Annotated in this window: 23 protein-coding genes and 1 pseudogene; 13 read left to right on the top strand and 11 right to left on the bottom strand. The window is 57.3% G+C overall.

The window, feature by feature from the left end; translation table 11 throughout:
- Nucleotides 1-71 precede the first annotated feature (71 nt).
- Nucleotides 72-713 (bottom strand): phosphoribosylglycinamide formyltransferase, encoded by a 642-nt coding sequence (gene purN, locus C3406_RS19975; RefSeq protein WP_103824649.1) that lies wholly within the window; start codon nt 711-713, stop codon nt 72-74.
- A complete protein-coding gene (purM, locus tag C3406_RS19970; RefSeq protein ID WP_103824650.1) occupies nt 710-1,747 on the bottom strand; it encodes a phosphoribosylformylglycinamidine cyclo-ligase in 1,038 nt (345 codons plus the stop codon). Before purM ends, purN begins: the two co-directional genes overlap by 4 nt.
- Nucleotides 1,748-2,025: 278 nt before the next feature.
- On the opposite strand from purM, the gene C3406_RS19965 reads away from it, so the two are divergent.
- The 4 genes from C3406_RS19965 (at nt 2,026) to C3406_RS19950 (ending at nt 6,520) form a co-directional block, all read left to right on the top strand.
- Nucleotides 2,026-3,456 (top strand): 6-phospho-beta-glucosidase, encoded by a 1,431-nt coding sequence (locus C3406_RS19965; protein ID WP_103824651.1) that lies wholly within the window; start codon nt 2,026-2,028, stop codon nt 3,454-3,456.
- Between the two features lie 256 nt (nt 3,457-3,712).
- The gene (gene upp, locus C3406_RS19960; RefSeq protein WP_032613066.1) at nt 3,713-4,339 is read left to right on the top strand and encodes a uracil phosphoribosyltransferase; all 627 of its coding nucleotides are present in this window, start codon (nt 3,713-3,715) and stop codon (nt 4,337-4,339) included.
- Between the two features lie 94 nt (nt 4,340-4,433).
- Nucleotides 4,434-5,723 (top strand): uracil permease, encoded by a 1,290-nt coding sequence (gene uraA / locus C3406_RS19955; RefSeq protein WP_103824652.1) that lies wholly within the window; start codon nt 4,434-4,436, stop codon nt 5,721-5,723.
- A gap of 95 nt (nt 5,724-5,818) precedes the next feature.
- On the top strand, nt 5,819-6,520 hold the full coding sequence (locus C3406_RS19950; protein WP_214422612.1) for a DnaA inactivator Hda: 702 nt from the start codon (nt 5,819-5,821) through the stop codon (nt 6,518-6,520).
- A 32-nt stretch (nt 6,521-6,552) separates the two neighbouring features.
- Here C3406_RS19950 and arsC read toward each other — a convergent pair whose 3' ends face one another.
- Both arsC and bepA read right to left on the bottom strand, forming a co-directional pair.
- Nucleotides 6,553-6,912: an arsenate reductase (glutaredoxin) gene (gene arsC / locus C3406_RS19945; RefSeq protein ID WP_103824653.1), complete on the bottom strand. Its 360-nt coding sequence runs from the start codon at nt 6,910-6,912 to the stop codon at nt 6,553-6,555.
- An 11-nt stretch (nt 6,913-6,923) separates the two neighbouring features.
- Nucleotides 6,924-8,387: a beta-barrel assembly-enhancing protease gene (gene bepA, locus C3406_RS19940; RefSeq protein WP_103824654.1), complete on the bottom strand. Its 1,464-nt coding sequence runs from the start codon at nt 8,385-8,387 to the stop codon at nt 6,924-6,926.
- Between the two features lie 222 nt (nt 8,388-8,609).
- On the opposite strand from bepA, the gene C3406_RS19935 reads away from it, so the two are divergent.
- The gene (locus C3406_RS19935) at nt 8,610-9,671 is read left to right on the top strand and encodes an AI-2E family transporter (protein WP_103824655.1); all 1,062 of its coding nucleotides are present in this window, start codon (nt 8,610-8,612) and stop codon (nt 9,669-9,671) included.
- 95 nt (nt 9,672-9,766) lie between these two features.
- Here the strand turns inward: C3406_RS19935 and bcp are convergent, their stop codons facing one another.
- On the bottom strand, nt 9,767-10,237 hold the full coding sequence (gene bcp / locus C3406_RS19930) for a thioredoxin-dependent thiol peroxidase (protein ID WP_039029687.1): 471 nt from the start codon (nt 10,235-10,237) through the stop codon (nt 9,767-9,769).
- Nucleotides 10,237-10,806: a glycine cleavage system transcriptional repressor gene (locus C3406_RS19925; protein WP_197080105.1), complete on the bottom strand. Its 570-nt coding sequence runs from the start codon at nt 10,804-10,806 to the stop codon at nt 10,237-10,239. The genes bcp and C3406_RS19925 overlap by 1 nt, the downstream gene beginning before the upstream one ends.
- Before the next feature lie 145 nt (nt 10,807-10,951).
- On the opposite strand from C3406_RS19925, the gene dapA reads away from it, so the two are divergent.
- The 6 genes from dapA (at nt 10,952) to ypfH (ending at nt 17,478) form a co-directional block, all read left to right on the top strand.
- Nucleotides 10,952-11,830, top strand: coding sequence for a 4-hydroxy-tetrahydrodipicolinate synthase (gene dapA, locus C3406_RS19920; protein WP_103180679.1), 879 nt, complete (start codon nt 10,952-10,954; stop codon nt 11,828-11,830).
- Between the two features lie 16 nt (nt 11,831-11,846).
- Nucleotides 11,847-12,881, top strand: coding sequence for an outer membrane protein assembly factor BamC (gene bamC, locus C3406_RS19915; protein WP_103824657.1), 1,035 nt, complete (start codon nt 11,847-11,849; stop codon nt 12,879-12,881).
- Nucleotides 12,882-12,989: 108 nt separating this feature from the next.
- Nucleotides 12,990-13,703 carry a phosphoribosylaminoimidazolesuccinocarboxamide synthase gene (purC, locus tag C3406_RS19910; protein WP_103180677.1) on the top strand — a complete coding sequence of 238 codons (714 nt, stop codon included), beginning with the start codon at nt 12,990-12,992 and terminating at the stop codon, nt 13,701-13,703.
- 126 nt (nt 13,704-13,829) lie between these two features.
- Nucleotides 13,830-14,693: a KPN_02809 family neutral zinc metallopeptidase gene (gene ypfJ / locus C3406_RS19905; protein ID WP_103824658.1), complete on the top strand. Its 864-nt coding sequence runs from the start codon at nt 13,830-13,832 to the stop codon at nt 14,691-14,693.
- Nucleotides 14,694-14,708: 15 nt separating this feature from the next.
- Nucleotides 14,709-16,709, top strand: coding sequence for a tRNA(Met) cytidine acetyltransferase TmcA (locus C3406_RS19900; RefSeq protein ID WP_476629945.1), 2,001 nt, complete (start codon nt 14,709-14,711; stop codon nt 16,707-16,709).
- A 73-nt stretch (nt 16,710-16,782) separates the two neighbouring features.
- On the top strand, nt 16,783-17,478 hold the full coding sequence (gene ypfH / locus C3406_RS19895) for an esterase (protein WP_103824660.1): 696 nt from the start codon (nt 16,783-16,785) through the stop codon (nt 17,476-17,478).
- A 38-nt stretch (nt 17,479-17,516) separates the two neighbouring features.
- Here the strand turns inward: ypfH and C3406_RS19890 are convergent, their stop codons facing one another.
- The 3 genes from C3406_RS19890 to C3406_RS19880 are packed head-to-tail and all read right to left on the bottom strand — an operon-like array spanning nt 17,517 to nt 19,228.
- The gene (locus tag C3406_RS19890; RefSeq protein ID WP_039029679.1) at nt 17,517-17,714 is read right to left on the bottom strand and encodes a YpfN family protein; all 198 of its coding nucleotides are present in this window, start codon (nt 17,712-17,714) and stop codon (nt 17,517-17,519) included.
- Nucleotides 17,715-17,740: 26 nt separating this feature from the next.
- The gene (dapE, locus tag C3406_RS19885) at nt 17,741-18,868 is read right to left on the bottom strand and encodes a succinyl-diaminopimelate desuccinylase (RefSeq protein WP_103824661.1); all 1,128 of its coding nucleotides are present in this window, start codon (nt 18,866-18,868) and stop codon (nt 17,741-17,743) included.
- 3 nt (nt 18,869-18,871) lie between these two features.
- Nucleotides 18,872-19,228, bottom strand: a complete 357-nt coding sequence (locus C3406_RS19880) for an ArsC family reductase (RefSeq protein ID WP_103824662.1) — start codon at nt 19,226-19,228, stop codon at nt 18,872-18,874.
- Nucleotides 19,229-19,617: 389 nt separating this feature from the next.
- Between C3406_RS19880 and ypfM the strand changes: the two genes are divergently transcribed.
- Complete coding sequence (gene ypfM, locus C3406_RS19875; protein WP_015572204.1) at nt 19,618-19,677, top strand: protein YpfM; 60 nt, start codon at nt 19,618-19,620, stop codon at nt 19,675-19,677.
- Nucleotides 19,678-19,784: 107 nt separating this feature from the next.
- On the opposite strand, the gene acrD is transcribed toward ypfM, so the two are convergent.
- Both acrD and narQ read right to left on the bottom strand, forming a co-directional pair.
- Complete coding sequence (gene acrD / locus C3406_RS19870; protein ID WP_103824663.1) at nt 19,785-22,898, bottom strand: multidrug efflux RND transporter permease AcrD; 3,114 nt, start codon at nt 22,896-22,898, stop codon at nt 19,785-19,787.
- 199 nt (nt 22,899-23,097) lie between these two features.
- Nucleotides 23,098-24,792, bottom strand: a pseudogene (gene narQ, locus C3406_RS19865) (nitrate/nitrite two-component system sensor histidine kinase NarQ).
- Nucleotides 24,793-24,989: 197 nt separating this feature from the next.
- Between narQ and aegA the strand changes: the two are divergent.
- Nucleotides 24,990-26,951, top strand: a complete 1,962-nt coding sequence (gene aegA / locus C3406_RS19860) for a formate-dependent uric acid utilization protein AegA (protein WP_103824664.1) — start codon at nt 24,990-24,992, stop codon at nt 26,949-26,951.
- Nucleotides 26,952-26,990: the final 39 nt, after the last annotated feature.

Here is a 26,990-nt window from a genome sequence, read left to right as displayed (position 1 = left end):
GGGATAATAGAGAGTTGGCGGGGCAAAAGGTGCTGTAGGCCGGGTAAGCGATAACGCCACCCGGCAAAAGTTTACTCTTCCGCCGCGTGAACTTGCGGGGATAACGGCGCGCCGTCCAGCCAGGCGGCGCCGTCGCGCATTTCCAGGCGACCGTCAACAAACCAGCTTACCACCAGCGGGTAGATGGCATGCTCCTGGGTCTGCACCCGGGCGGTCACATCCTCTTCGCTGTCGCCTTCAAACACCGGCACTTTCGCCTGCAGGATCACCGGGCCACCGTCCAGTTCGTCGGTAACGAAATGGACCGAGGTGCCGTGCTCCAGGTCGCCGTTATCCAGCACCTGACGGTGGGTATTCAGGCCGGGATATTTTGGCAGCAGGGAAGGGTGGATATTCAGCAGACGTCCGGCATAGTGCGCGACAAACGCCGGGCTTAAGATCCGCATGTAGCCAGCCAGCACCACCACGTCCGGGGCGTAGGCGTCGATCTCCTGCATCAGCTCGCGGTCAAACGCCTCGCGGCTGGCAAACTGGGCGGCGCTGAGCGCATGCGCGGCAATGCCCGCGTCGCGGGCACGCTCAAGGCCGTATGCATCGGCCTTGTTACTGAATACTGCGCGGAGGGTGCCGTTGATCTTCTTCTGTTTGCAGGCATCGATGATAGCCTGCAAATTACTTCCGTTACCGGAAATGAGCACCACTATATTTTTCATTCAATGACCACACGCTGTTCGGAATCAGACGCTTTGATGATACCGATTTTCCACGCGTTTTCACCTTTCGCCTGCAGCAGCGCCAGGGCATTGTCCACTTCGCTTGCCGGCAGGGCGATAACCATCCCCACGCCGCAGTTGAAGGTGCGATACATCTCGTGATCGCTGACGTTACCGGCATCCTGCAGCCAGTTGAATACTGCCGGCCACTGCCAGGAAGATTCGTCGATCACCGCCTGGGTGTTGTCCGGCAGCACGCGCGGAATGTTTTCCCAGAAGCCGCCGCCGGTCAGGTGGGCAATCGCGTGAACGTCCACGTTCTCAATCAGCTCCAGAATGGATTTCACATAGATGCGGGTCGGTTCGAGCAGGTGATCCGCCAGCGGTTTGCCTTCCAGCTCGGTGGTCAGCGGGTCGCAGCCGCTCACTTCAACAATTTTACGCACCAGGGAGTAGCCGTTAGAGTGCGGGCCACTGGAGCCCAGCGCAATCAGCACGTCGCCGTCGGTCACTTTGCTGCCGTCAATGATCTCTGATTTTTCGACAACGCCCACGCAGAAGCCAGCAACGTCGTAATCGTCGCCGTGGTACATGCCCGGCATTTCAGCGGTTTCACCGCCTACCAGCGCACAGCCAGACTGCAGACAGCCTTCTGCGATACCGCTGATGACGCTGGCTGCGGTGTCGACGTCCAGCTTGCCGGTCGCGTAGTAGTCGAGGAAGAACAGCGGCTCAGCGCCCTGAACCACCAGGTCGTTCACGCACATCGCGACCAGGTCAACACCGATGGTGTCGTGGCGTTTCAGATCCATCGCCAGACGCAGCTTGGTGCCCACGCCGTCGGTGCCTGAGACCAGAACCGGTTCACGGTATTTTTGCGGCAGCGCGCACAGTGCGCCGAATCCTCCCAGACCTCCCATCACTTCCGGGCGGCGGGTTTTTTTAACTACCCCTTTGATACGGTCAACCAGCGCATTACCTGCGTCAATATCTACACCGGCATCTTTGTAGCTGAGAGAAGTTTTGTTGGTCACGGCTCAAGTCCCCACGCGATTGCATTGCGATATAAGAAAAATCGGCGCAATTCTAACAGTCCAGGCAAACGTTTGCGAGCCCATTCTGCAACAGAAAATCGTGCGCCTGAAAATCGAGTAAAAATCGCCTCTTAGCGGACAAACTTGAACCTGTTCACGAAAATGAAACCGGGTACATTCTTATTCTTGCAACCCTGCCAGTGAATGCACATCATTTCACTGAAACCGGTTTCTGTACTCTTTTTTGCCGATAATTAACGCTGAATGAGGGATATCGCATGTCAGGATTCAAAGAGGGTTTTCTGTGGGGCGGCGCGGTGGCGGCGCATCAACTTGAAGGCGGCTGGCAGGAGGGCGGGAAGGGCACGAGCGTGGCAGACGTGATGACCGCTGGCGCCCACGGCGTCCCCCGCGAAATTACCGACGGCGTACTGCCGGGCAAAAACTACCCCAACCATGAAGCCATCGATTTCTATCACCGGTACAAAGACGACATCCAGCTGTTCGCGGAAATGGGCTTTAAATGTTTCCGCACCTCCATTGCCTGGACGCGTATTTTCCCGAAAGGCGATGAACAGCAACCCAATGAGGCAGGGCTCCAGTTTTACGACGATCTGTTTGATGAGTGCCTGAAGCATGGCATCGAGCCGGTGATTACCCTCTCGCACTTCGAAATGCCTTATCACCTGGTGAAAGAGTACGGCGGCTGGCGTAACCGCAAACTGATCGACTTCTTTGTGCGCTTTGCCAGCGTGGTGTTCGAGCGCTATCAGCACAAAGTGAAGTACTGGATGACCTTTAACGAGATCAACAACCAGGCCAACTTCCACGAAGATTTCGCCCCGTTTACCAACTCCGGGCTGAAGTACCAGCCGGGTGAGGATCGTGAGCCGGTGATGTTCCAGGCGGCGCACTATGAGCTGGTGGCCAGCGCCCTGGCGGTAAAAGCCGGACGCGACATCAACCCGACGCTGAAAATTGGCTGCATGATCGCCATGTGTCCGATCTATCCCCTGACCTGCGCCCCGAACGACATGATGATGGCGATGAACGCCATGCACCGCCGCTACTGGTTCACCGATGTGCACGTGCGCGGCGCCTATCCGCAGCATCTGCTGAACTACTTTGCCCGTCGCGGTTTTGCGCTGGATATCACCGAAGAGGATAAAGCGGCACTGAAGCAGGGCTGCGTGGATTACATCGGCTTCAGCTACTACATGTCGTTTGCCACCAAAGCCACGGAAGATAACCCGCAGCTCGACTACGACGAAAGCAAAAGCCTGGTCTCCAACCCCTATGTGCAGAAATCGGACTGGGGCTGGCAGATTGATCCGGTGGGGCTGCGTTACTCCCTGAACTGGTTCTGGGATCACTACCAGCTGCCGCTGTTTATTGTCGAGAACGGGTTTGGCGCCATCGACGTGCTGGAGAGTGACGGCACGGTCAATGACCAGTACCGCATTGACTATCTCAGCGCCCATATCCGTGAGATGAAAAAAGCGGTGGTGGAAGATGGCGTGGATCTGATGGGTTACACCCCGTGGGGCTGTATCGATCTGGTCTCTGCCGGAACGGGCGAGATGAAAAAACGCTATGGCTTTATCTATGTCGATAAAGACAACGAAGGCAACGGCACGCTGAATCGCAGCAAGAAAAAGTCGTTCGCCTGGTATCAAAAGGTGATCGCCAGCAACGGCGAATCGCTTTAAACACCACTGCCGGGTGGCGGCTTCGTCTTACCCGGCCTACAAAACCGTAGGCCCGTGCAGGCGCAGCGCCGCCGGGCGAAACCCCGCACAAAAGCCGGCGATCCCCCGCCGGTTTTTTTTGTCTCTTTTATACTTTCTGACAGCCTCTAATTCACTTTGGTTGATCCCGGTCAAGCAAGATGGGTATGGCGCTATCCGAAAAAAGCGGTATAATCCGGCGATTTTTTTTGTGGCTGCCACCCGAAGGAGAAAGAGAATGAAGATTGTGGAAGTGAAACACCCACTCGTTAAACACAAGCTGGGCCTGATGCGTGAGCATGACATCAGCACTAAGCGCTTTCGTGAACTGGCCTCTGAAGTTGGCAGCTTACTGACCTATGAAGCAACCTCCGATCTGGAAACCGAAACTGTCACTATTGAAGGCTGGAACGGCCCGGTACAGGTTGAGCAGATCAAAGGCAAAAAAATTACCGTTGTGCCAATCCTGCGCGCAGGTCTGGGCATGATGGAAGGCGTGCTGGAGCACGTTCCGAGCGCGCGTATCAGCGTGGTTGGCATCTACCGTAACGAAGAGACGCTGGAACCGGTGCCTTATTTCCAGAAGCTGGTCTCCAATATCGACGAGCGTATGGCGCTGGTCGTTGACCCGATGCTGGCCACCGGTGGCTCCATGATCGCCACCATCGATCTGCTGAAAAATGCGGGCTGTAGCAGCATCAAAGTATTGGTACTGGTTGCCGCGCCGGAAGGCATTGCCGCGCTGGAAAAAGCGCACCCGGACGTTGAACTGTACACCGCCTCTGTCGATCAGGGCCTGAACGAGCACGGGTACATCATCCCGGGACTCGGCGATGCCGGCGATAAGATTTTTGGTACTAAATAAGTGAATAACGAAAAAGAAGCCGACTTTGATAGTCGGCTTTTTTTTGAATAAAAAACCCAACCGCTTAAAACAAACAACACTTGAGGAAGATTCTATGACGCGCCGTGCTATCGGGGTGAGTGAAAGACCGCCACTTTTACAGACAATCCCGCTTAGTTTGCAGCACCTGTTTGCGATGTTTGGTGCAACCGTGCTGGTGCCCATTCTGTTCCACATTAACCCGGCCACCGTGCTGCTGTTTAACGGCATCGGTACGCTGCTTTATCTCTTTATTTGTAAAGGTAAGATCCCGGCCTACCTGGGCTCCAGCTTTGCCTTTATCTCCCCGGTCTTGCTGTTGCTGCCGTTAGGCTATGAAGTGGCGCTGGGTGGTTTCATTATGTGCGGCGTGCTGTTCTGTCTGGTGGCTTTCATTGTGAAGAAAGCGGGGACTGGCTGGCTGGATGTGATGTTCCCCCCTGCGGCGATGGGCGCAATCGTTGCCGTCATCGGTCTTGAGCTGGCCGGTGTGGCGGCGAACATGGCGGGTCTGCTGCCTGCAGACGGGCAATCCCCGGATACTAAAACCATTACTATCTCGCTGGTAACGCTGGGCGTGACGGTCTTTGGCTCCGTATTGTTCCGCGGTTTTATGGCAATTATCCCGATCCTGATCGGCGTACTGGCAGGCTATGCGCTCTCCTTCGCGATGGGCGTTGTGGATACCACCCCGATTGCGCAGGCCCACTGGTTCGCGCTGCCAACTTTCTACACCCCGCGCTTTGAGTGGTTTGCCATCTTCACCATTCTGCCTGCTGCGCTGGTGGTGATTGCCGAGCACGTCGGTCACCTGGTGGTGACGGCCAATATCGTCAAGCGCGACCTGATTCGCGACCCGGGTCTGCACCGCTCGATGTTTGCCAACGGCTTCTCGACCATTATCTCCGGTTTCTTCGGCTCCACGCCAAACACCACCTACGGTGAGAATATCGGCGTGATGGCCATTACTCGTGTGTACAGCACCTGGGTTATCGGCGGTGCGGCGATTTTCGCTATCCTGCTCTCCTGCGTGGGCAAACTGGCGGCGGCTATCCAGATTATCCCGGTTCCGGTCATGGGCGGTGTTTCACTGCTGCTGTACGGGGTAATCGGCGCCTCCGGTATTCGCGTTCTGATCGACTCAAAAGTTGACTACAGCAAAGCGCAAAACCTGATCCTGACCTCGGTGATCCTGATTATCGGCGTCAGCGGTGCCAAGGTGCACATTGGCGCCGCCGAGCTGAAAGGCATGGCGCTGGCGACCATCGTCGGTATCGGTCTGGCCCTCATCTTCAAGCTGATCTCCGTTCTGCGCCCGGAAGAGGTAGTGCTGGACGCCGAAGAGAGCGAAAAAATCTCCCATTGATCCTGCAACCGGGCGGCCGATCCGCCCGGTTCTCTCCCCGCTTGTTCCGTGTTAAACTCTGGGCCGATTCCGAGTAAGACCTGGTTGAGGTATTTCTGAACGCACCGGCACAGCTCTCTTTGCCACTCTATCTTCCCGACGACGAGACTTTCGCGAGTTTCTGGCCGGGTGATAACCCCTCTTTACTGGCTGCACTGCAAAACGTGTTGCGCCAGGAGCACAGCGGTTACATCTATATCTGGTCACGCGAAGGTGCAGGGCGCAGCCATCTGCTGCACGCCGCCTGCGCTGAACTTTCTCAGCGCGGGGATGCGGTCGGCTATGTGCCGCTGGATAAACGCACCTGGTTTGTGCCGGAGGTGCTCGATGGAATGGAACAGCTGTCGCTGGTTTGCATCGACAATATCGAATGCGTGGCGGGGGATGAGCTGTGGGAAATGGCGATTTTCAATCTCTATAACCGCATTCTGGAGTCCGGAAAGACCCGGCTGCTGATCACTGGCGATCGACCGCCGCGTCAGCTGAATCTCGGGCTGGCCGATCTGGCTTCGCGTCTCGACTGGGGACAAATCTACAAATTACAGCCGCTTTCCGATGAGGATAAACTGCAGGCTTTGCAGCTGCGGGCGCGGTTACGGGGATTTGAACTGCCGGAAGATGTGGGGCGTTTTCTGCTAAAACGTTTAGATCGCGAGATGCGTACGCTGTTTATGACCCTCGATCAGCTGGATAAGGCATCCATCACTGCCCAGCGGAAACTCACCATTCCTTTTGTGAAAGACATTCTCAATCTTTAGGCCCGGCGCACGCGCTACCGGGCCAATCCTGCTTACTTCACAATCTCAAGCACCTGCTCAGGCGGGCGTCCAATCCGGGCCTGGCCGTTGGCCACCACAATCGGGCGCTCAATCAGCTTGGGATGCTCCACCATCGCCTGAATTAACGCCTCTTCACTAAGCGCGCTGTCTGCCAGACCCAACTCTCTGTAAAGCTCCTCTTTCTGGCGCATTAACGCTCTGGCGCTGGTCATTCCCAGTTGGGCAAGCAGCGTGCGGAGGGTGTCGGCATCCGGCGGCGTATCCAGATAGAGCACCACCTGCGGCTCAACGCCGTTGGCTTTCAGCAGGTTCAGGGTTTCGCGGCTCTTTGAGCAGCGAGGGTTATGGTAGATCGTAACCGCGTCTGACATCTTTTCTCCTTTTACATCTTTTCATACGCGCGATAGCGCTGCTGCAGCTGGCGCAACTGATCGATACGGGCATCGTAACGAGCCTGTTGCAGGCTGCCGAGTTTCACCTGCGAGCTGGCGCTGCTCAGCAGGGAGATGGCCTGATCCAGACGTCCGGCCAGGGCATAACCTTCGGCACGGGCAGCCAGCTCCTGATCGCGATGGCCGAGCGCGGCTTCCGCCTGGGCCAGCAGATCCCAGCCGTTAGGATCATCTTTATTATTGAAGGTGTAGCGGTTGAGAATGGGCGCGGCTTCCTGCGGCTGTCCACCCTGTAAGTAAGCATTCGCCAGGTTGAGTTGCAGGACCGGGTTATTGCGCAGATCACGGGCGCCTTTCAGACGGTTGATCGCATCCTGGGCTTTTTTCTGCCCTAAGTCGATGTCAGTTGCCAGATCAAGATACCAGGCATTGTTGGCCTCTGCGGCCAGCAGCGGCTGCAGGTTTTTGCGCGCCTCGTCATAATTGCTGGCCTCCATTGCCTGTAAGGCACGGCCATACCGGGCGGCACGCTGTTCACGCACGTTGCCTTTGTTCAGGGCATCCAGCAGATCGTTGGTCAGCTGGTTGCGCCCCGAGTTGTACATGCCGAGGGTTCTGACCTTCGCCATATAGAAATCTTCTGAGGACTGTACCACCACCGGACGCATCTGGTTGGCGCGGTTGCGGGCATCCGAGAGACGGCTTTCCGGCAGGGGGTGAGTCAGCAGAATTTCCGGCGGACGCGAGGAGTAGCGCGCCCGGTCGAGTAACTTTTCGAGGAAGTTCGGCATCGCCTGCGGGTCGAAGCCGGAGCGTTGCAGTACCTGAATACCGATGCGGTCCGCTTCCTGTTCATTCTGCTGGGTAAAGCTGATCATCCCCTGACGGGTTCCCGCCAGGGTACCGGTCAGCGCGGCCATACCTGCTTGCGGGCTCGCCATCGCCAGCAGAATAGAGCCCAGTGCGCCCACCCAGGTGAGCGGGGCGCTGCGCTTCTGATCTTCCATCGCGCGCGCCAGGTGACGCTGGGTGACGTGAGAAATTTCGTGCGCCATCACCGAGGCCAGCTGGCTTTCGTTGTCGGCATAGCGGAATAACGCCGAGTGCAGCACCACGTTGCCGCCGAAGAAGGCGAAGGCGTTGATCTCGTCGTTATTGATCAAATAGAAGTGGAAAGGGGTCTTTACCGAATTCGCGTGGGAGACAAGGCGCATCCCCAGCGAATTAATGTACTGCACCAGCAATGGATCGTTGATCAGCGGCGCACTGCCGCGCAGTTGGCGCACGTAGAAATCGCCCATTTGCATCTCCTGACCAATGGAGAGCGTGCTTCCTGCCGAGGTGCCCATATCCGGCAATGCGTCTGCAGAGTCAGCGAAGGCTGGCATCATCTGGCCAGCGGTCAGCGCAGCGATGAGCGTCGCAACCAACGTTTTTTTCAACTGCCTGAACATAACCTCTGTCCTGTCTGGTGGGTGTGCTAATTTGACCGAAGAACCCGCATATCGTTCATCTGCGGCTGCTCTGCAAGTGTATGCGCCTCAGGGCGATAAGAAAATCCCTCTTTTCAGGCTTTTGCGTTTTGTGACGGAGCAAGAAAAAGCGAAAGTTTTTTCATTAACTCTTCGATACAATTCACCCTTTACGTTCCGCCAATATCTTCAGGGAAGGGTTGAATGCTCGAGTTATTAATGCAGTGGTACCGCCGTCGTTTTAGCGACCCCGAGGCCATTGCTTTGCTGGTTATTCTGGTTGCCGGTTTTGGCATCCTCTTCTTCTTTAGCGGGCTGCTGGCGCCGCTACTGGTGGCGATCGTGCTCGCCTATTTACTGGAGTGGCCTACCGTCCGGCTGGAAAATATTGGCTGTTCCCGCCGCTGGGCCAGCATCATCGTGCTGGTCTTTTTTGTTGGCATCCTGATGGTGATGTCCTTTGTAGTATTGCCGATCGCCTGGCAGCAGGGGATCAATCTCATCCGCGATATGCCGGGGATGCTCAGCAAACTCTCTGATTTTGCCGCCACCCTGCCGCGCCGCTATCCGGCCCTGATGGATGCGGGCATTATCGATGCCATGGCCGAGAACATGCGCACCCGCATCATGACGATGGGGGATACGGTGGTGAAATTCTCCCTCGCGTCGCTGGTGGGGCTGCTGACGCTGGCGGTCTATCTGGTGCTGGTGCCGCTGATGGTCTTCTTCCTGGTCAAGGACAAAGATCAGATGCTTAACGCGGTGCGCCGCGTCCTGCCGCGTAACCGTGGGCTGGCAGGGCAGGTGTGGAAGGAGATGAACCAGCAGATCACCAACTACATTCGCGGTAAAGTGCTGGAGATGATTGTCGTTGGGGTTGCCACCTGGATTGGCTTCTTAATCTTCGGCCTGAACTACTCGCTGCTGCTGGCGGTGCTGGTGGGCTTCTCGGTTCTGATTCCCTATATCGGGGCGTTTGTGGTCACCATTCCGGTGGTGGGCGTGGCGCTCTTCCAGTTTGGTCTGGGCACCGAGTTCTGGAGCTGTTTCGTCGTCTATCTGATCATTCAGGGGCTGGACGGAAACCTGCTGGTGCCGGTGCTGTTCTCGGAAGCGGTAAACCTGCATCCGCTCGTCATTATTCTGTCGGTGGTGATTTTTGGCGGATTATGGGGATTCTGGGGAGTCTTCTTCGCGATCCCGCTGGCAACGCTAGTCAAAGCGGTGGTGCATGCCTGGCCGGATGTGCCGGCAATGGAGGAGTAGGCTGTTGCCCGGCGGCGCTAACGCTTGCACGGGCCTACGGGTTTTGTAGGCCGGGTAAGCGTAGCGTCACCCGGCGAAACAAGCGAAGAGCCGAATCAGGCGTTCGCTTTCACCCACTCCAGCACCACATCGTGGTGATTGCTGGTTTTGAAGTCATCAAACACGTGTTCAACTTTGCCGTCAGCGTCGATCAGGAAGCTGATGCGGTGGATACCGTCATAGGTTTTACCCATAAAGGTTTTCTCACCCCAGACGCCAAACGCGTTGCAAACCTGGTGATCTTCGTCAGAAAGCAGCGTGAAGTTAAGCAGCTCTTTTTCGGCGAAACGAGACAGTTTTTCCGGCTTGTCGGTGCTGATACCCAGCACTTCGACGCCGGCGGTTTTCAACTCGTCCATGTTATCGCGTAAGCCGCAGGCTTGTACGGTACAGCCTGGGGTCATGGCTTTCGGGTAGAAATAGACCAGTACACGCTGTCCCTGGAAGTCGGTCAAATTTACTTGCTCACCGTCTTGATCGGGCAAGCTAAATTTCGGTGCGATGTCACCGGCTTTCAGTGGATTCATTACTCAACTCCATCCTGTTCATGCTGGGAATAATTGACGACGTTAATACTGCCTTGCGCATTCAGTTCTGTACAGAGGGCTTTGAACGCTTGCTCGATATTTGAGGCATCCCGCGACGCCGGGCTGTGGGCGGTGATCTGAATAAACAGTTTCGGCACGGTGTCATCTTTGCCCGGTTGCGTCCGCGAGACCAGCTCGGCGATATTCATCTGGTGGCTGTCAAACAGGGCGGTAAAGCGTTCGATTAAATGCGGGGAGTCAGTCACTTCCACCTGGACCCAGACGGTAGCCGGCAGGGCAGGCTGCGGGCGCGCGGTGGTGCGCTTCATCACGATCAGCAGATCCAGCTCTGCGCCTTTTAACGGCAGGGTCGATTCAATCAGGGTGATCGCATTCCACGACCCGGAAAGCAGCATGATGAAAGTGAACTCTTCACCCAGCATCGCCAGGCGGCTGTCTTCGATGTTGCATCCGCAGCTACTGACGTGGCGGGTAATGGTGTTCACGATCCCCGGCCTGTCGGCACCCAGCGCAGTAATAACCAGGTAATGTTGTGATGAGGTTGTCAAACCTGTTCTTCCTTTGCGTGGTTTAGTCTTTCTAAGGAAAGCATAAAAAAAACCGGCATACAATAACCTGGAGGTCTCACGTCGCTTGCTTTTATTACAGCACCAAACGTACCATTGAGGCTCTTGTACGCACAGAGGATGGCCCATGTTCACGGGAAGTATTGTCGCGCTTGTAACACCGATGGATGAGAAAGGTAATGTCTGCCGGTCAAGCCTGAAGAAACTGATTGATTATCATGTCGCCAGCGGAACCTCGGCGATTGTTTCGGTAGGGACTACCGGTGAGTCTGCTACGTTGAGCCACGAAGAGCATGGCGAAGTGGTGTTGATGACCCTTGAACTGGCTGACGGGCGTATCCCGGTTATCGCCGGTACGGGCGCCAACGCCACGGCTGAAGCCATCAGCCTGACCCAGCGCTTCAACGATAGCGGCGTAGTAGGTTGCCTGACGGTAACCCCATACTACAACCGCCCAACCCAGGAAGGTCTGTTCCAGCATTTCAAAGCCATCGCTGAACATACTGACTTGCCACAAATTCTGTATAATGTGCCGTCGCGCACTGGCTGCGATATGCTGCCAGAAACGGTAGGCCGCCTCGCGAAAGTAAAAAATATTATCGGTATTAAAGAGGCGACCGGGAACTTAAGCCGCGTTCATCAGATCAAAGAGCTGGTTTCAGACGACTTTATTCTGCTGAGTGGCGATGATGCGACCTCGCTGGACTTTATGCAGCTTGGCGGCCACGGCGTGATTTCCGTGACCTCTAACGTTGCAGCCCGCGATATGGCTGAAATGTGTAAACTGGCTGCGGCTGGTCATTTCCAGGAAGCGCGTGTGATTAACCAGCGTCTGATGCCGCTGCACAACAAATTATTTGTCGAACCCAATCCAATCCCAGTGAAATGGGCATGTAAGGAGTTGGGACTTGTAGCGACCGATACGCTGCGTCTGCCAATGACCCCGATTACCGACCACGGTCGTGAAACGGTCACTGCGGCGCTGAAGCATGCCGGTCTGCTGTAAAGTTTAGGGAGATTTGATGGCTTACTCAGTACAGAAGTCGCGCCTGGCGAAGGTTGCGGGTGTTTCGCTTGTTATGCTGCTCGCGGCCTGTAGCTCAGATTCACGCTACAAGCGCCAGGTGAGCGGTGATGAATCCTATCTGGATGCTGCGCCGCTTGCTGAACTTCATGCACCTGCTGGCATGATCCTGCCCATTCAGAATGGCGACTACAACATTCCGGTTGCCAACGGTAGCGGCGCGGTAGGCAAAGCGCTTGATATTCGTCCGCCAGCACAGCCTCTGGCGCTGGTAAGCGGGGCGCGTACTCAGTTCACCGGCGATACCGCGACGCTGCAGGTTGAGAGCGCGCGCAATGCCGGGCTGTGGCCGCAGGTGGTGAGCGTACTTCAGTCGAAGAACTATGCGATCACTCAGCGCGACGATGCCAGCCAGACGCTGACGACAGACTGGATCGAATGGAGCCGTCTGGATGAAGATCAACAGTACCGTGGGCGCTATCAAGTCTCTGTTAAACCTCAGGGTTATCAGCAGGCGGTGGTGGTTAAACTCATCAACCTGGAGCAGGCGGGCAAACCGGTTGCCGACGCGGCATCCATGCAGCGTTACAGTACCGAGCTGCTTAACGTGATTGCTGCGGGTCTTGATAAGAGCGCCACCGACGCGGCGAATGCTGCTCAGAACCGTAATGGTGCCACCTTCGACGTGCAGAGCGCTGCCGACGATACCGGTCTGCCAATGCTGGTGGTGCGTGGTCCGTTCAACCAGGTCTGGCAGCGTCTGCCTTCTACCCTTGAGCGTGTCGGCATGAAAGTCACCGACAGCACCCGCTCAACCGGCAGCATGACGCTCACCTACAAACCGCTCTCTGACAGCAACTGGGAAGAGCTGGGCGTACGCGATCCGGGTCTGGCTTCGGGCGATTACAAACTTCAGGTCGGCGATCTGGATAACCGTAGCAGCCTGCAGTTTATCGATCCGAAAGGCCATACCCTGACCCAGTCGCAGAATGATGCGCTGGTCGCTGTCCTTCAGGCGGCATTCAACAAGTAAAAAAAGGGCTGGTTAATCCAGCCCTTTTAATTTTCGTGCTACGCAAACGTGTGCGTGGCATAATATCTCCAGTTTTGAACACAAATCATCACACCAGGAGTAATGAAGATGCAGAAGCAAGCTGAGTTGTATCGTGGCAAAGCGAAAACCGTATACAGCACCGAAAACCCGGATCTGTTGGTGCTCGAGTTCCGCAATGATACGTCAGCAGGAGATGGCGCGCGCATTGAGCAGTTTGACCGTAAAGGCATGGTGAACAACAAGTTCAACCATTTCATTATGAGCAAGCTCGAAGAGGCGGGTATCCCGACGCAGATGGAAGCGTTACTGTCCGATACAGAGTGTCTGGTGAAGAAGCTGGACATGGTGCCGGTTGAATGTGTCGTCCGTAACCGCGCCGCGGGCTCCCTGGTGAAGCGTCTGGGCATCGAAGAGGGCATGGAGCTGAACCCACCGCTGTTCGACCTGTTCCTGAAAAACGACGCCATGCACGACCCGATGGTCAACGAATCTTACTGCGAAACCTTTGGCTGGGTGAGCAAAGAGAATCTGGCGCGTATGCAGGAGCTGACCTTCAAAGCCAACGACGTGCTGAAGAAGCTGTTTGACGACGCGGGCCTCATCCTGGTCGACTTCAAACTGGAATTCGGATTGTATAAAGGTGAGGTGGTTCTGGGTGATGAATTCTCCCCGGACGGCAGCCGCCTGTGGGACAAAGAGACCCTGGATAAAATGGACAAAGACCGCTTCCGCCAAAGCCTGGGTGGCCTGATTGAAGCGTACGAAGCCGTTGCTCACCGTCTGGGTGTTAAACTCGATTAATCCTGCCTTACCTGCCAGAGGAGCACAGCCTCCTCTGGCATCTCACTCCTGTTTCCTGTGGTAATCTTGCTTCGAAGCGCCTACGATCATACTTATTATCAAGATGATATTTTTCGAGGTGGGATTATGCGCTGGCAAGGGCGTCGTGAAAGTGACAATGTGGATGACAGACGCAGCAGTGGGGGCCCGTCAATGGGCGGCCCGGGATTTCGCCTGCCGGGAGGCAAGGGCGGCATTATTATTTTGCTGGTGGTCGTGGTGGCGGGCTACTACGGGGTCGACTTGAGCGGGCTGTTAACCGGGCAACCGATGCAGCAACAGCAGCAGGCAACGCGCTCCATCAGCCCGAGCGAAGACGAGGCGGCGAAATTTACGTCGGTCATTCTCGCCACCACGGAAGATACCTGGGGCCAGCTGTTCGAAAAAATGGGGCGTACTTACCAGCAACCGAAGCTGGTGATGTATCGCGGCGCCACCCGCACCGGCTGCGGCACCGGACAATCGGTCATGGGGCCGTTCTACTGTCCTGCTGACTCTACCGTCTATATCGATCTCTCCTTCTACGATGACATGAAACATAAGCTGGGCGCCGACGGCGACTTTGCCCAGGGCTATGTTATCGCCCATGAAGTCGGCCATCACGTGCAAAAACTACTCGGGATTGAACCTAAAGTGCGTCAGCTCCAGCAGAATGCCAGCGAGAGAGAGGTGAATGCCCTGTCGGTACGCATGGAGCTGCAGGCCGACTGCTTCGCCGGTGTATGGGGTCACAAGATGCAGCAGGAGGGCGTGCTGGAGGCGGGCGATCTGGAAGAGGCCCTCAACGCCGCCCATGCCATTGGCGATGACCGCCTGCAACAGCAAAGTCAGGGCCATGTCGTGCCAGACAGCTTTACGCACGGCACGTCAGAACAGCGCTATAACTGGTTCAAAAAGGGCTTTGACGGCGGCGATCCGGCACAATGCAATACCTTCGGCAAGGCGCTGTAATCTTCAATGTCAGGGATGAATTTATCAGGCCTGCCTGAACAACTGGCGCGGGAAGGGCACCGGCGACTGCTGGTGCTGAGCGGGGATGAAACATGGACGCAGCAGCAGGCGCTGCTAATGAAAGAGGACTATCCCGGGGAGTGGCTGTGGATTGGCGCTGATGCCCCGCAGCCGCCATCCTGCGCGCCTCAGGCGCTGCATCAGCTGCTGGGCCGCGAGTTTCTTCACGCTATCTTCGACGCCCGGCACGGCTTCGACGTCTCAGCCTTTGCTGCCGTGGCGGGCACCCTGCGCGCCGGCAGTCTATTGGTTTTACTCACCCCCGCCCTGACGCAGTGGCCAAAAATTCCCGACCAGGATTCCCTGCGCTGGAGCGACAGGCCAGAGCCCATCCCTACGCCGCGCTTTATTGACCGCTTCTGCCACCACATCCTGGGCGATCCGCAGGTGTTACGCTGGCAGCAGGGCGAGCCTTTTATGCTTACGCCAACGCCACCCGCATCCGACTGGCATCCGGCCAGCGGCGAGCCCCAGAGCGAGCAGGCCGCGATACTCGACCAGCTCATTACCATGCCTGAAGGCGTCGCCGCCGTCACCGCTCCACGCGGGCGCGGCAAGTCGGCGCTGGCGGGCATGCTGTTGCATCGCATTATGGGCAACGCCATAGTCACCGCTCCCGCCAGGGCGGCGACCGACGTCATTGCCCGTTTCGGCGGTGAGCGCTATCGCTTTATGGCCCCTGACGCGCTGCTGGCTTCGGACGAGCATGCCGACTGGTTGATCGTTGATGAGGCGGCGGCCATTCCCGGCCCGCTGCTGGAGCGGCTGGTGACGCGCTTTCCCCGGGTCCTGCTTACCACCACGGTGCAGGGCTATGAGGGCACCGGCAGGGGGTTCCTGCTGAAATTCTGCGCCCGTTTTGCCGGGCTGCGTTACTTCACCCTCTCCACTCCGGTGCGCTGGGCGGCAGGGTGCCCGCTGGAGCGCATTATCGCGCAGGTGCTGCTGTTTGATGATGAGCCCGACGACAGCATCCCGCAGGGGGAGATCAGCTACGCCACCCTGGTGCTGGAGGCCTGGAACCGCGCTCCTGCGCTCCCGGCGGCGGTCTATAAACTGCTTTGCGCCGCCCACTACCGGACATCCCCCCTCGATCTGCGACGCATGATGGATGCCCCCGGACAGCATTTTGCCGTCGCCCGGGCAGGGGAGAGCGTCTGCGGCGCGCTGTGGCTGGTGGAGGAGGGAGGCTTAAGCCCGGCGCTCAGCCAGGCGGTATGGGCGGGCTTCCGGCGTCCGCGCGGCAATCTGGTGGCGCAATCTTTGGCGGCACACGGGGGCTCGCCCCTGGCGGCAACGCTGAGCGCGAGACGGGTGACCCGCGTAGCCGTCCATCCTGCCCGCCAGCGCGAAGGCATTGGCCGGGCGCTGGTGGCCGCGGCCCGCCAGCAGACGAGTCTCGACTACCTTTCTGTGAGCTTTGGTTACACCGACGCGCTCTGGCGTTTCTGGCAGCGCTGCGGTTTTGTGCTGGTGCGCATGGGGAGCCACCGGGAGGCCAGCAGCGGCTGCTTCACGGCGATGGCACTCCTGCCGCTTAGCCCGGCGGGGCAGGCGCTGTGTCAGCGCGAGCATCAGCGGCTCTGTCGTGATGCCGTGGTAATTGAACGCATGAACGGAGAAAAGATCCCGGTAGAGCCCGCGGGTGAGTCTACCCTTAATGATGATGACTGGCTGGAGCTGGCCGGATTTGCTTTTGCGCATCGCCCCCTCACGGCGTCGTTTGCCAGTCTGACGCGCCTGCTGCGGTCAACGGTTCTGCCCCTGGCTGGCTTGCGGGGCAAAATCGAGCAGGGCCGGGACGACGGCGCTCTGAGCCAGAGCCTGGGGTTGAACGGGCGCAAGGCGTTACTGAGTCGTCTACGCAGCGAGGCGGGCCAGGCGCTGGCGCAGCTGGACAGTCAGCGCTGTCAGGAGCTGAAGCAGACGGTTTTGCAATGGCAATTTTTTCAATAACTTCATCAGTAAACTGGCATGTTCATTCTGCCTGTCAGGCGTAGAATCCCGCTTACCCATTAAGGAGACTGCCATGAAACATGACCATTTTGTTGTCCAGAGCCCCGCTATGCCAGCCAAACAGCTTCTGCTGCTGTTTCATGGCGTTGGCGACAACCCGGTCAATATGGGGGAGATTGGCCGCTGGTTTGCGCCACTGTTTCCTGACGCGCTTGTGGTGAGCGTGGGCGCTCCGGAGCCTTGCGGCCCGAACGGCCGCCAGTGGTTTTCCGTGCAGGATGTGACCGAAGAGAGCCGTCAGGGGCGCGTGGATGCCATCATGCCCACCTTTGTCGAAACGGTGCGTTACTGGCAGCAGCAAAGCGGTGTGAAGGCGGATGCCACAGCGTTGATCGGTTTTTCTCAGGGGGCGATTATGGCGCTGGAGAGCATAAAAGCGGAGCCAGGCCTGGTCTCGCGGGTAATTGCTTTCAATGGCCGCTATGCGACCTTGCCCGGACAGGCGACCACCAGAACCACTATTCATCTGATCCACGGCGGGGAAGATCGCGTGATTGAGCTGTCCCATGCGGTTGCTGCTCAGGAGGCGCTGATCCGCGCGGGCGGCGATGTGACGCTGGATATTGTTGACGATCTGGGACACGCCATTGACGATCGCAGCATGCAATTTGCGCTGGATCATCTGCGTTTTACCGTGCCGAAACGTTACTTCGATGAAGCGCTCAGCGGCGGCAAGCCCAATGATGACGACATCGTGGAGTTCTTTTAGCGGATAACCCTCTCCCCGCCTGGGGAGAGGGAAAGGCATTACTTCTTCTGGTCTTTCTTCGGCCAGTCGTCTTCATCATCCCACTTGTCGTTAAAGTCACGATGTGGGGGGAGTTCGGGTTTGTTGGCGAGGAATTTCTTGTGGTCAACGCGCTTGAGATCCTTGATCACATTCAGCAGTACGCCTACCAGAAAAACCAGTACCAGGATCCACCAGTATTTAGCCAGCCAGTCCATTCGCTTATCCTTCTTTGGGGCAATCGTCAGGCGACGAGTTGCTCCATGATACGTTGATACATACGGGCCAGCAGTTGCAAATCAGCGGCATTCACGCATTCATTGATTTTATGAATCGTGGCATTCACCGGCCCAAGTTCGACCACCTGTGCACCCATGCGGGCAATAAAACGTCCATCAGAGGTACCGCCTGTGGTCAGCAGTTGCGGTTTAATTTCATTATAGTGCGCGATGGCGTTAACCACCGCATCCACCAGTTTGCCGCGCCCGGTCAGGAACGGCTGCCCGGAAAGCCACCAGTCGATGCTGTAGCGCAGCTGGTGTTTCTCCAGCAGGGCCACGACGCGGGCTTTGATCATCTCGTCCGTCAGCTCGGTGCTGAAGCGGAAGTTGAACTGCACAAAGAGATCGCCAGGGATCACGTTGTTGCTGCCGGTACCGGCCTGAATGTTGGCGATCTGCATGCTGGTCGGCGGGAAATATTCATTGCCTTTATCCCACTCAATACCAACCAGTTCGTCGAGCATCGGCGCGGCGCGGTGCACCGGGTTATCGGCCAGATGCGGATAAGCCACGTGACCCTGGACGCCGTGAATGGTCAGGTTGCAGGTGATAGACCCACGACGGCCATTTTTCACCACGTCGCCCACCATTTCGGTGCTGGACGGCTCGCCCACCAGGCAGTAATCCAGACGTTCATTACGGGCCATCAGCGTTTCAACCACCTTCACGGTGCCGTTTTTAGCGCTGGCCTCTTCATCAGAGGTGATCAAAAACGCCAGGCGGCCTTTATGGTTCGGGTACTGCGCCACGAAACGTTCGGCGGCAACCACCATCGCTGCCAGCGATCCTTTCATATCTGCCGCGCCACGACCAAAGAGCATGCCGTCGCGGATGGTCGGTTCGAAAGGAGGATTAATCCAGCGATCGGCATCACCGGCTGGCACCACATCGGTATGTCCGGCAAATGCCAGCGTTTCACCCTGGCCGCGCCAGGCCCAGAAATTTTGCGTATCGCCAAAATCCATCGGTTCGACGGTAAAACCAATCGCCCGCAGGCGTTCGATCATCAAAGCCTGACAACCCGCATCATCAGGGCTCAGGGAGGGGCGGCGAATAAGCTGCTGAGTCAGCTCAATGACCGGGCATGACATAGACTACACCTCAATAAAATAGGTTTGGTATTGATTTTCGTTGAAACCCAGCAGCATAGGCTTACCGGGCGCCCAGAGCAATGGGCGTTTGATGATTGCGGGCATTTCCACCATTAATGCGGCTGCGCTATCGGCACTGTTGATGCTGGCCCGCAGGCTTTCATCCAGTTTGCGCCAGGTGGTGCCGCGCGTGTTGAGCAGCGCTTCCCAGCCGAGCTCAGCAATAAATTTCTGCATCAAATCAGCATCAATACCGTCGGCGCGATAGTCGTGAAAACGGTACTCAAGGTTGTTTTGCTCCAGCCAGCGGCGGGCTTTTTTGATAGTGTCGCAATTTTTAATGCCATACAGGGTGATCATGGTGAATCCATTTGTCTTAAAAATGGTCAGTTGCTCAGTAATTTCGATGGTTAGACGTTTGTGGAAATATAACACATTTGTTTTATTACCTTATTGAATATTCAGCAGCGGGACAAATTGTACTTAAGTCGTGAATATTATTTCACCTTTATTGCATAGAGCGCTGACGGCCAAAAATGCATTTAAGAACAACTACAAAGTTATTTTCCCGGCTCTGATTAAGGTTATTTCAAAATATTGCAGTTGGTCACATAAAATTTAATGCGAAGGGCCCATAGTATCTACAAGCCAGTCGTACCAACGGGGGTAGAGCAGTATCACTGATTAAAAACTCTTCACAATGATGATATATTCTCGTAGAATGGCCGATAATAATAAGAGAGGTAGTTATGATTGAACGTGAACTGGGGAACTGGAAAGATTTTATCGAAGGCATGCTTCGTAAATGACATTCAGCAAGAAACGCAAGAGCACTTAATTTTCTAAATAATAAAAGTGTGAAAATTAACACACAAAAAAGGCGGCCGGTAAGGACGCCTTTTTTATTTTCAGTATCTTATTTTTGTTTTTCCTTTAACGGGAAACGTCGCCGTACCAGAACAAAGAACAGCGGAACAAAGTAAATGGCAAGAACAGTGGCCGAAATCATCCCGCCCATTACCCCGGTACCCACCGCATGCTGGCTACTTGAGCCCGCACCAGAGCTGGTTGCCATCGGCAGAACGCCAAACACAAACGCCAGTGAGGTCATTAGGATGGGGCGCAGGCGCTGGCGACAGGCTTCCAGGGTGGCGGCCATCAGCTCCTGACCTTTTTCATTCATCTCGTTGGCGAACTCGACAATCAAAATGGCGTTCTTCGCCGACAGACCGATGACCGTTAACAGCCCTACCTGGAAATAGACATCATTTTCCAGGCCGCGCATCCAGGTGGCGAGCAGGGCGCCGATAACCCCCAGCGGCACTACCAGCATCACCGAGAACGGCACCGACCAGCTCTCATACAGCGCGGCCAGACAGAGGAATACCACCAGCAGCGACAGGGCATACAGTGCCGGAGCCTGAGCACCCGAGAGGCGCTCCTGATAGGACATGGCGGTCCACTCGAGACCAAATCCGGCAGGCAGCTGCCGCACCAGATTTTCCATCACATCCATCGCGGTACCGGTACTGACGCCCGGTGCGGCTTCACCGACAATTTCCACCGCGGCGTAGCCGTTGTAGCGCTCCAGGCGCGGTGAGCCTGTCTCCCAGCGCGAGGTGGCAAAGGCCGAGAAGGGGACCATGCCGCCCTCTTTATTGCGCACGTACCACAGATTGATATCGTCCGGCAGCATGCGGTATTTGGCCGCCGCCTGCACGTAGACCTTTTTCACGCGGCCACGATCCATAAAGTCGTTCACGTAGCTCGAACCCCACGCGGTTTGCAGGGTGTCATTGATATCATCGATGGAGACGCCCAGCGCCTGAGCTTTACGCTGATCGATATCGATCTGCAGCTGCGGACTGTCGTCCAGACCGTTGTGACGCACGCGGGTCAGGGAAGGTTCTTCTCCGGCCAGCTCCAGCAGACGGTCGCGGGCAGCCATCAATGCATCATGTCCGGCCCCGGCGTGATCCTGCAGCTCCATATCAAAGCCCGCCGAACTGCCGAGCCCGCTGATGGCCGGTGGGCTGCTGGCAAAGACCCGCGCCTCTTTAATGCGGCTGAAGGCTTTGGTGGCGCGCTCGATAATGGCAAACGAGCTGCCGGTTGTGGCATCGCGCTCATCCCAGTCTTTCAGACGGACAAACATACGCGCCACGTTCTGTCCGTTCCCGCCCGGGCCGGAGCCGACGGTGGCAAAGACCGACAGCACGTTGTCTTTCTCCTGGTTAAAGAAGTACGACTCCACCTGCTGCACCACCTTCAGGGTCTGCTGCTGGGTCGAGCCGCTCGGTAACTGCACGGAGGTGATAAACATACCCCGGTCTTCCAGCGGCAGGAACGAGGTGGGCAGGCGCAGGAACATGAAAACCATGCCCCCCAGCAGCAGAAGGTAGATCAGCATCCAGCGCAGGCTGCGATGCAGAACCCGCCCCACGCCCGCCTCATAGCGTGCTGCGTTGCGGTTAAACATGCGGTTGAACCAGCCGAAGAAGCCTTTCTGACCGTGGTGTTCACCTTTATGCAGGGGTTTAAGCAGGGTGGCGCACAGCGCCGGAGTGAGGATCATCGCCACCAGCACCGACAGCACCATCGCCGCCACGATGGTGATCGAGAACTGACGGTAGATCGCCCCGGTGGTACCGCCAAAGAAGGCCATCGGCACAAATACTGCCGACAACACCATGGCAATACCCACCAGCGCGCCCTGGATCTGCTTCATCGATTTACGCGTCGCTTCCCGGGGCGAGAGCTCCTCTTCGCTCATGATACGTTCGACGTTCTCCACCACCACGATGGCATCATCCACCAGCAGGCCTATCGCCAGCACCATCGCAAACATGGTGAGGGTGTTGATGCTGTAGCCAAAGGCGTAAAGCACCGTGAAGGTGCCCATCAACACCACCGGGACGGCGATGGTGGGGATTAATGTTGCGCGGAAGTTTTGCAGGAACAGGTACATGACCAGGAACACCAGCGCGATGGCTTCGAGCAGGGTTTTCACCACATCCTCAATAGAAGCCTTCACGAACGAGGTGGTCTCGTAGGCGATTTTGTACTCCAGCCCGTGAGGGAAGTAGTGCGACAGCTCGTCGAGACGGTCGATAACCCGTTCTGCGGTGGCCATCTCGTTGGCGCCGGAAGCCAGCTTGACCCCCAACCCGGAGGCCGCCTTACCGTTAAAGCGGCTCAGGTAATCATACTTCTCGGCTCCCATCTCCACGGTAGCCACATCCCCCAGGCGCACCTCGGAGCCATCCTGATTGACACGCAGGGTAATATCGCGGAACTGCTGCGGGGTCTGCAACAGCGACTGGGAGTTAATGGTGGCATTCAGGGCCTGCTTATCTACAGATGGCGTGCCCCCCAACTGACCCACCGCAATCTGGGCGTTCTGCGATTCAATGGCGTCGGTGACATCTTTCGCGGTCATCTGGAAGCTGTTGAGCTTCGCCGGGTCGAGCCAGATGCGCATGGAGTACTGCGACCCGTAGGCGTCGATATCCCCCACGCCGTTGATACGGCTCAGCGGATCCTGAATATTACTGGCGACATAGTCGGCGATATCCTGCTTATCCATTGAACCGTCAGTGGAGACAAAGGCGATGGTCAGGATGTTGGTATCGCCGGTTTTGCGCACCGTCACGCCCTGGTTTTGCACCGCCTGCGGCAGCTTACGTAAGGCTGACTGGAGCTGGTTCTGCACCTGCTGCACCGCTTCATCCGGGTCGGCGCCCGCGGTAAAGCTGAGCGTTATCGATGCCTGGCCGGTGGCGCTGCTCTGGGACGACATGTACATCAGGTTGTCGAGGCCCGTCATGTTCTGTTCAATCACCTGGGTAACGGTGTTCTCCAGGGTTTGTGCGGATGCCCCCGGATAGTTAGCCGTGATCCGCACGTTAGGCGGGGCCAGATCCGGGTACTGCTCAACAGGGAGAGAAAAAATAGCCAGCGTGCCGGTCAGGCACAATAAAATTGCCAGCACCCAGGCAAAAATGGGGCGATCAATGAAAAAATTCGCCATTAAAATAGGACCTCGTTTTGCTGCGCGTCGTAATTGTAGATAGCCCGCTTCACTCTAGCGGCAAGGGAGATGTCAAACGTGGAGAAATAAAGGAGATAATGTAAATTATCATGCGCTTTTTCCGCGCCATCGCCCTGGTGCAGCGGTGAGTATTGTTCATCTGCGTGGCTGCCAGGCGATCCCCCGCCTGTTTTTACCGTTATTTACCCTCGGTTGCGCTCGAAGAGCAAAAGCGCACGCTCACCTGGGTACCGCCCTCTGGCGGCTGTGAGAAGCTCAGGGTTCCCCCCAGCCGGTCGGCGCGTTCACGCATAATGTTCAGACCGTAGTGACCCGGAGGTTCGCTGGCATCACCAATGCCGATGCCGTTGTCGCAAATTGTCACCGTGTGCCTGCCATCCGGGGCGGTGACGCAGCAGACCGTGATGTCGCTGGCCTGCGCATGCTTGATAGCGTTCAGTACCGCCTCCCGGACAATCTGCAACAGGTGGACCTGCATCTGTGCATCCAGCGCCAGAGACGAAAGCTGGCAGTCGAGAGTCAGCCGGGCAGCGGTCTGTTTTTGTAAGTCATCCAGCATCTCCTGTAACGCCGCCGGCAGATTGGCCTGGTTCAGCGTCAGGCGGAAGGTGGTAAGCAGCTCGCGCAGCTGGCGGTAGGCGGCATTCAGCGCCTGGGAAAAATCGGTAATGATCCTCTGCGCCGTTTCGTTTTCTTCCGGCACCGCATGTTTGAGTAGCGTTAACTGGATGCGCAGATAAGAGAGCACCTGCGCCAGCGAGTCGTGCAGTTCGCGGGCGATGGTGGCGCGCTCCTCCATCAACAGCAGCTGGTGATAGTGCTTCTGCGCCTGGTTGGAAAAGAGGCCGCGGCCAAGCATCGTCGCCACGCTTTTCATCAGCGGCATCGGGACGGGGCGCTGCGCGCTTTGCCAGCGCAGCTCACCGAAGCGGGTCTCCATCATCACTACCGGCAGCACCTGGGTGTCGAGATGCAGTGCGGCTTCACCCTCCTGCATCTGCCAGCCGTCGCTGGTGTGCAGGGCCAAGTAAGTGATCCCGGTGTATTCGCAAACAATGTGCAGGATGTGGCGGAAGCAGTGACTGTCAATCTTGCCGGTATTCAACGCCTGGGAGCAGGTAAACAGCATCTCCAGCTGCTGGTGGGCTTCGTGCAGGTGATGCGTCTTCTCTTCAACCGAAATCTCCAGCGAGCGGTACAGTGTGTGTAGCTCCGCCGACATATGGTTAAAGGTACGGGAGAGCAGGCCAAGCTCATTGGAGAGATCGGTATTCGGCACCGGGGTATCAAAATGACCTTATTCAATGCGCAGGCTGGAGGTGACCAGGTGATTGAGCGGGGCGACAACCTGCTGGCGGATGCGGCGGAGGGTGACAAACACCAGCAGAAAAATACTGGCCCCACCGGCAAAAGAGATGGCGAAGACCAGAGTGATCTTACGTTCGGCATAGTGCTGCAGGGAGAGGACAAAGGCGTCGATACGGGCCACATACTCGTCCATCTGCGCCTGATACCAGGCGTAATCACCCTGAGCGAGTTTCTGATCCACCGCCTGCCACCGGATCTGCAGCTGGCGATAGCGCTGCTTAACCTCGTTCGGGACATACCAGCTATTCAGGGTTTGCAGGGCAGGGGCATCCAGGGTTTGTTGCCAGATCCGGCGATGGGGCACCAGGTCGACGCTGCCCCGCTGGATGTCGTAACCCAGGCGATAACTCTGCATCCGTAACGATCCGGCCAGGTTGATGGCTTCAGCATCACGCTGGCCGCTGGCGAGAGTAAACAGCGCAATCGCGCTGGTCAGCAGCGACAGGGCAATGATGGAGAAAAAGGCCCGGGCAAGGCTGCGTGAAACAGGTTGTTTAACTCTCACCGTTCGCGTCCTGATAAGCGTTTGTGCTGGGGAATGAAACGTAATTTCACCCGCGCTGAAATAAATTGATCTGATACAGGTTCAGGCGAAATATTTTCCGTTCCTGGGCAAATGAACATTGCCTGTTACCGTTGCGGTGGGTAAATACACTATTCCGTTAAAAGAATAAGGTTATCAGGGCCAGCAAGGGAACCGTTATGAACCGTTTTATTATGGCAAATAGCCAGCAATGTATTGGATGCTATGCCTGCGAGGTCGCTTGCGTCATGGCACATAATAATGAGCAACATGCCCTCAGCCAGCGCCATTTTACCCCGCGTATCACCGTGGTCAAAGAGGGCACTAAACAGAGCGCCGTAACCTGCCACCACTGTGAAAACGCCCCCTGCGCCCAGAGCTGCCCGAACGGGGCCATCAGCCGCATGCATGACAGTGTACAGGTGGATCAGCGCAAATGTATCGGCTGTAAAGCCTGTGTGGTTGCCTGCCCGTTTGGCACCATCGAGATTGTCACCACACCGCTGGCGGCTACCGCCCAGAAGTGCGATCTCTGCCTTGAGCGCCCGCAGGGGCCTGCCTGTGTGGCGAACTGCCCGGCGGATGCCCTGTCACTGGTGACCCCCGATAACCTGAACCAGCTGGCCCGCGCCCGGCAAATGCGCACGGCGCGCCATGAGGCCCAGCCGTGGCAGACCCGGGCGGCGAGCGTGACCAGAACAGGTAGCAAACGCGAGCAGCTGGAAGCTACGCCCGCGCGCGGCGAGCCGGATAAACTCACCCCTGAGGCGCGGGCGGGTAATTTCAACGAAATCTATCTGCCGTTCCGTCCGGCGCAGGCGAAGCGGGAGGCCGACCGCTGCCTTACCTGTGGCGAGCACTCGGTGTGCGAATGGACCTGTCCGCTGCATAACCACATCCCCCAGTGGATCGAACGGGTGAAAGCGGGGGATATCGCTGGGGCGGTCGAGCTCTCTCACCAGACCAACTGCCTGCCGGAGATAACAGGCCGGGTCTGCCCGCAGGACAAACTGTGCGAAGGCGCCTGCACGGTGCGCGACGTGGCCGGGTCGGTGACCATTGGCAACATCGAACGCTATATCTCCGATCAGGCGCTGGCGAAAGGCTGGCGACCGGACCTGAGCCACGTTACGCCGGTCAATAAGCAGGTGGCCATCATCGGCGCTGGGCCCGCCGGGCTGGCGTGCGCTGACGCGTTGATCCGTCGCGGCGTCAGCGTCACGGTCTTTGACCGCCATCCGGAAATCGGCGGCCTGCTCACCTTCGGTATTCCGGCCTTTAAGCTGGATAAATCCCTGCTGGCCCGCCGTCGGGAGATCTTCACCGCCATGGGCATCCGCTTCGAACTGAACTGCGAGGTGGGAAAAGATATCCCGCTGGCGCAGCTGCTCAGCGAGTACGATGCCCTCTTTGTTGGGGTGGGGACCTATCGTTCAATGAAAGCGGGTATTCCCAATGAAGATGCGCCGGGCGTTTACGATGCCCTGCCGTTCCTGGTGGGCAATACCCGTCAGCTGATGGGGCTGCCGCCGTCGGTGGAAGAGCCCTTTGTCGATACCGCCGGACTCAACGTCGTGGTGCTGGGCGGTGGCGATACGGCGATGGACTGTGTGCGCACTGCCCTGCGCCACGGGGCGGCGAATGTCACCTGCGCCTATCGCCGGGATGAGGCCAATATGCCGGGCTCGAAAAAAGAGGTTAAAAACGCCAGAGAAGAGGGAGCGACCTTTGAGTTTAACGTCCAGCCGGTGGAGCTCACCCTCGATGACACCGGGCGGGTCAATGGCATCCGCCTGCTGCGCACCCGGCTGGGTGAGCCGGATGCCCAGGGACGCCGTCGTCCGGAGCCCATCGAGGGCAGCGAGTTTGTGATGCCTGCCGAGGCGGTGATTATGGCCTTTGGTTTTAACCCGCATGCGATGCCCTGGCTACAGGCGCAGGGGGTTGAGGTGGATGACTGGGGCAGGATTGCGGCAAGCGTGGAATCGCGCTATCGCTACCAGACCAGCAACCCGCAGATCTTTGCCGGTGGCGACGCGGTGCGGGGAGCCGATCTGGTGGTAACGGCGATGGCGGAAGGGCGACACGCCGCCCAGGGGATCGCCGACTGGCTTGGGGTCGCTTCTCCTACCGAACATTAACCCGACGGGCGACAACACGGGCTTCGCAGCGTAGTATGA

The sequence above is a fragment of the Leclercia sp. LSNIH8 genome (assembly GCF_002920195.1).
Taxonomy (GTDB): domain Bacteria; phylum Pseudomonadota; class Gammaproteobacteria; order Enterobacterales; family Enterobacteriaceae; genus Enterobacter.
This window is presented reverse-complemented; position numbering and strand designations above follow the sequence as displayed.

Excerpts from the sequence above, each read along its gene's own strand:
- ypfJ (WP_103824658.1), top strand. The coding sequence starts at position 13,830 with ATGCGCTGGCAAGGGCGTCGTGAAAGTGACAATGTGGATGACAGACGC.
- bepA (WP_103824654.1), bottom strand. The coding sequence starts at position 8,387 with ATGTTCAGGCAGTTGAAAAAAACGTTGGTTGCGACGCTCATCGCTGCG.
- uraA (WP_103824652.1), top strand. The coding sequence starts at position 4,434 with ATGACGCGCCGTGCTATCGGGGTGAGTGAAAGACCGCCACTTTTACAG.
- dapA (WP_103180679.1), top strand. The coding sequence starts at position 10,952 with ATGTTCACGGGAAGTATTGTCGCGCTTGTAACACCGATGGATGAGAAA.
- bcp (WP_039029687.1), bottom strand. The coding sequence starts at position 10,237 with ATGAATCCACTGAAAGCCGGTGACATCGCACCGAAATTTAGCTTGCCC.
- C3406_RS19900 (WP_476629945.1), top strand. The coding sequence starts at position 14,709 with ATGAATTTATCAGGCCTGCCTGAACAACTGGCGCGGGAAGGGCACCGG.
- upp (WP_032613066.1), top strand. The coding sequence starts at position 3,713 with ATGAAGATTGTGGAAGTGAAACACCCACTCGTTAAACACAAGCTGGGC.
- C3406_RS19965 (WP_103824651.1), top strand. The coding sequence starts at position 2,026 with ATGTCAGGATTCAAAGAGGGTTTTCTGTGGGGCGGCGCGGTGGCGGCG.
- ypfH (WP_103824660.1), top strand. The coding sequence starts at position 16,783 with ATGAAACATGACCATTTTGTTGTCCAGAGCCCCGCTATGCCAGCCAAA.
- C3406_RS19890 (WP_039029679.1), bottom strand. The coding sequence starts at position 17,714 with ATGGACTGGCTGGCTAAATACTGGTGGATCCTGGTACTGGTTTTTCTG.
- dapE (WP_103824661.1), bottom strand. The coding sequence starts at position 18,868 with ATGTCATGCCCGGTCATTGAGCTGACTCAGCAGCTTATTCGCCGCCCC.
- purN (WP_103824649.1), bottom strand. The coding sequence starts at position 713 with ATGAAAAATATAGTGGTGCTCATTTCCGGTAACGGAAGTAATTTGCAG.
- acrD (WP_103824663.1), bottom strand. The coding sequence starts at position 22,898 with ATGGCGAATTTTTTCATTGATCGCCCCATTTTTGCCTGGGTGCTGGCA.
- C3406_RS19880 (WP_103824662.1), bottom strand. The coding sequence starts at position 19,228 with ATGATCACCCTGTATGGCATTAAAAATTGCGACACTATCAAAAAAGCC.
- aegA (WP_103824664.1), top strand. The coding sequence starts at position 24,990 with ATGAACCGTTTTATTATGGCAAATAGCCAGCAATGTATTGGATGCTAT.
- arsC (WP_103824653.1), bottom strand. The coding sequence starts at position 6,912 with ATGTCAGACGCGGTTACGATCTACCATAACCCTCGCTGCTCAAAGAGC.
- bamC (WP_103824657.1), top strand. The coding sequence starts at position 11,847 with ATGGCTTACTCAGTACAGAAGTCGCGCCTGGCGAAGGTTGCGGGTGTT.
- C3406_RS19935 (WP_103824655.1), top strand. The coding sequence starts at position 8,610 with ATGCTCGAGTTATTAATGCAGTGGTACCGCCGTCGTTTTAGCGACCCC.
- purC (WP_103180677.1), top strand. The coding sequence starts at position 12,990 with ATGCAGAAGCAAGCTGAGTTGTATCGTGGCAAAGCGAAAACCGTATAC.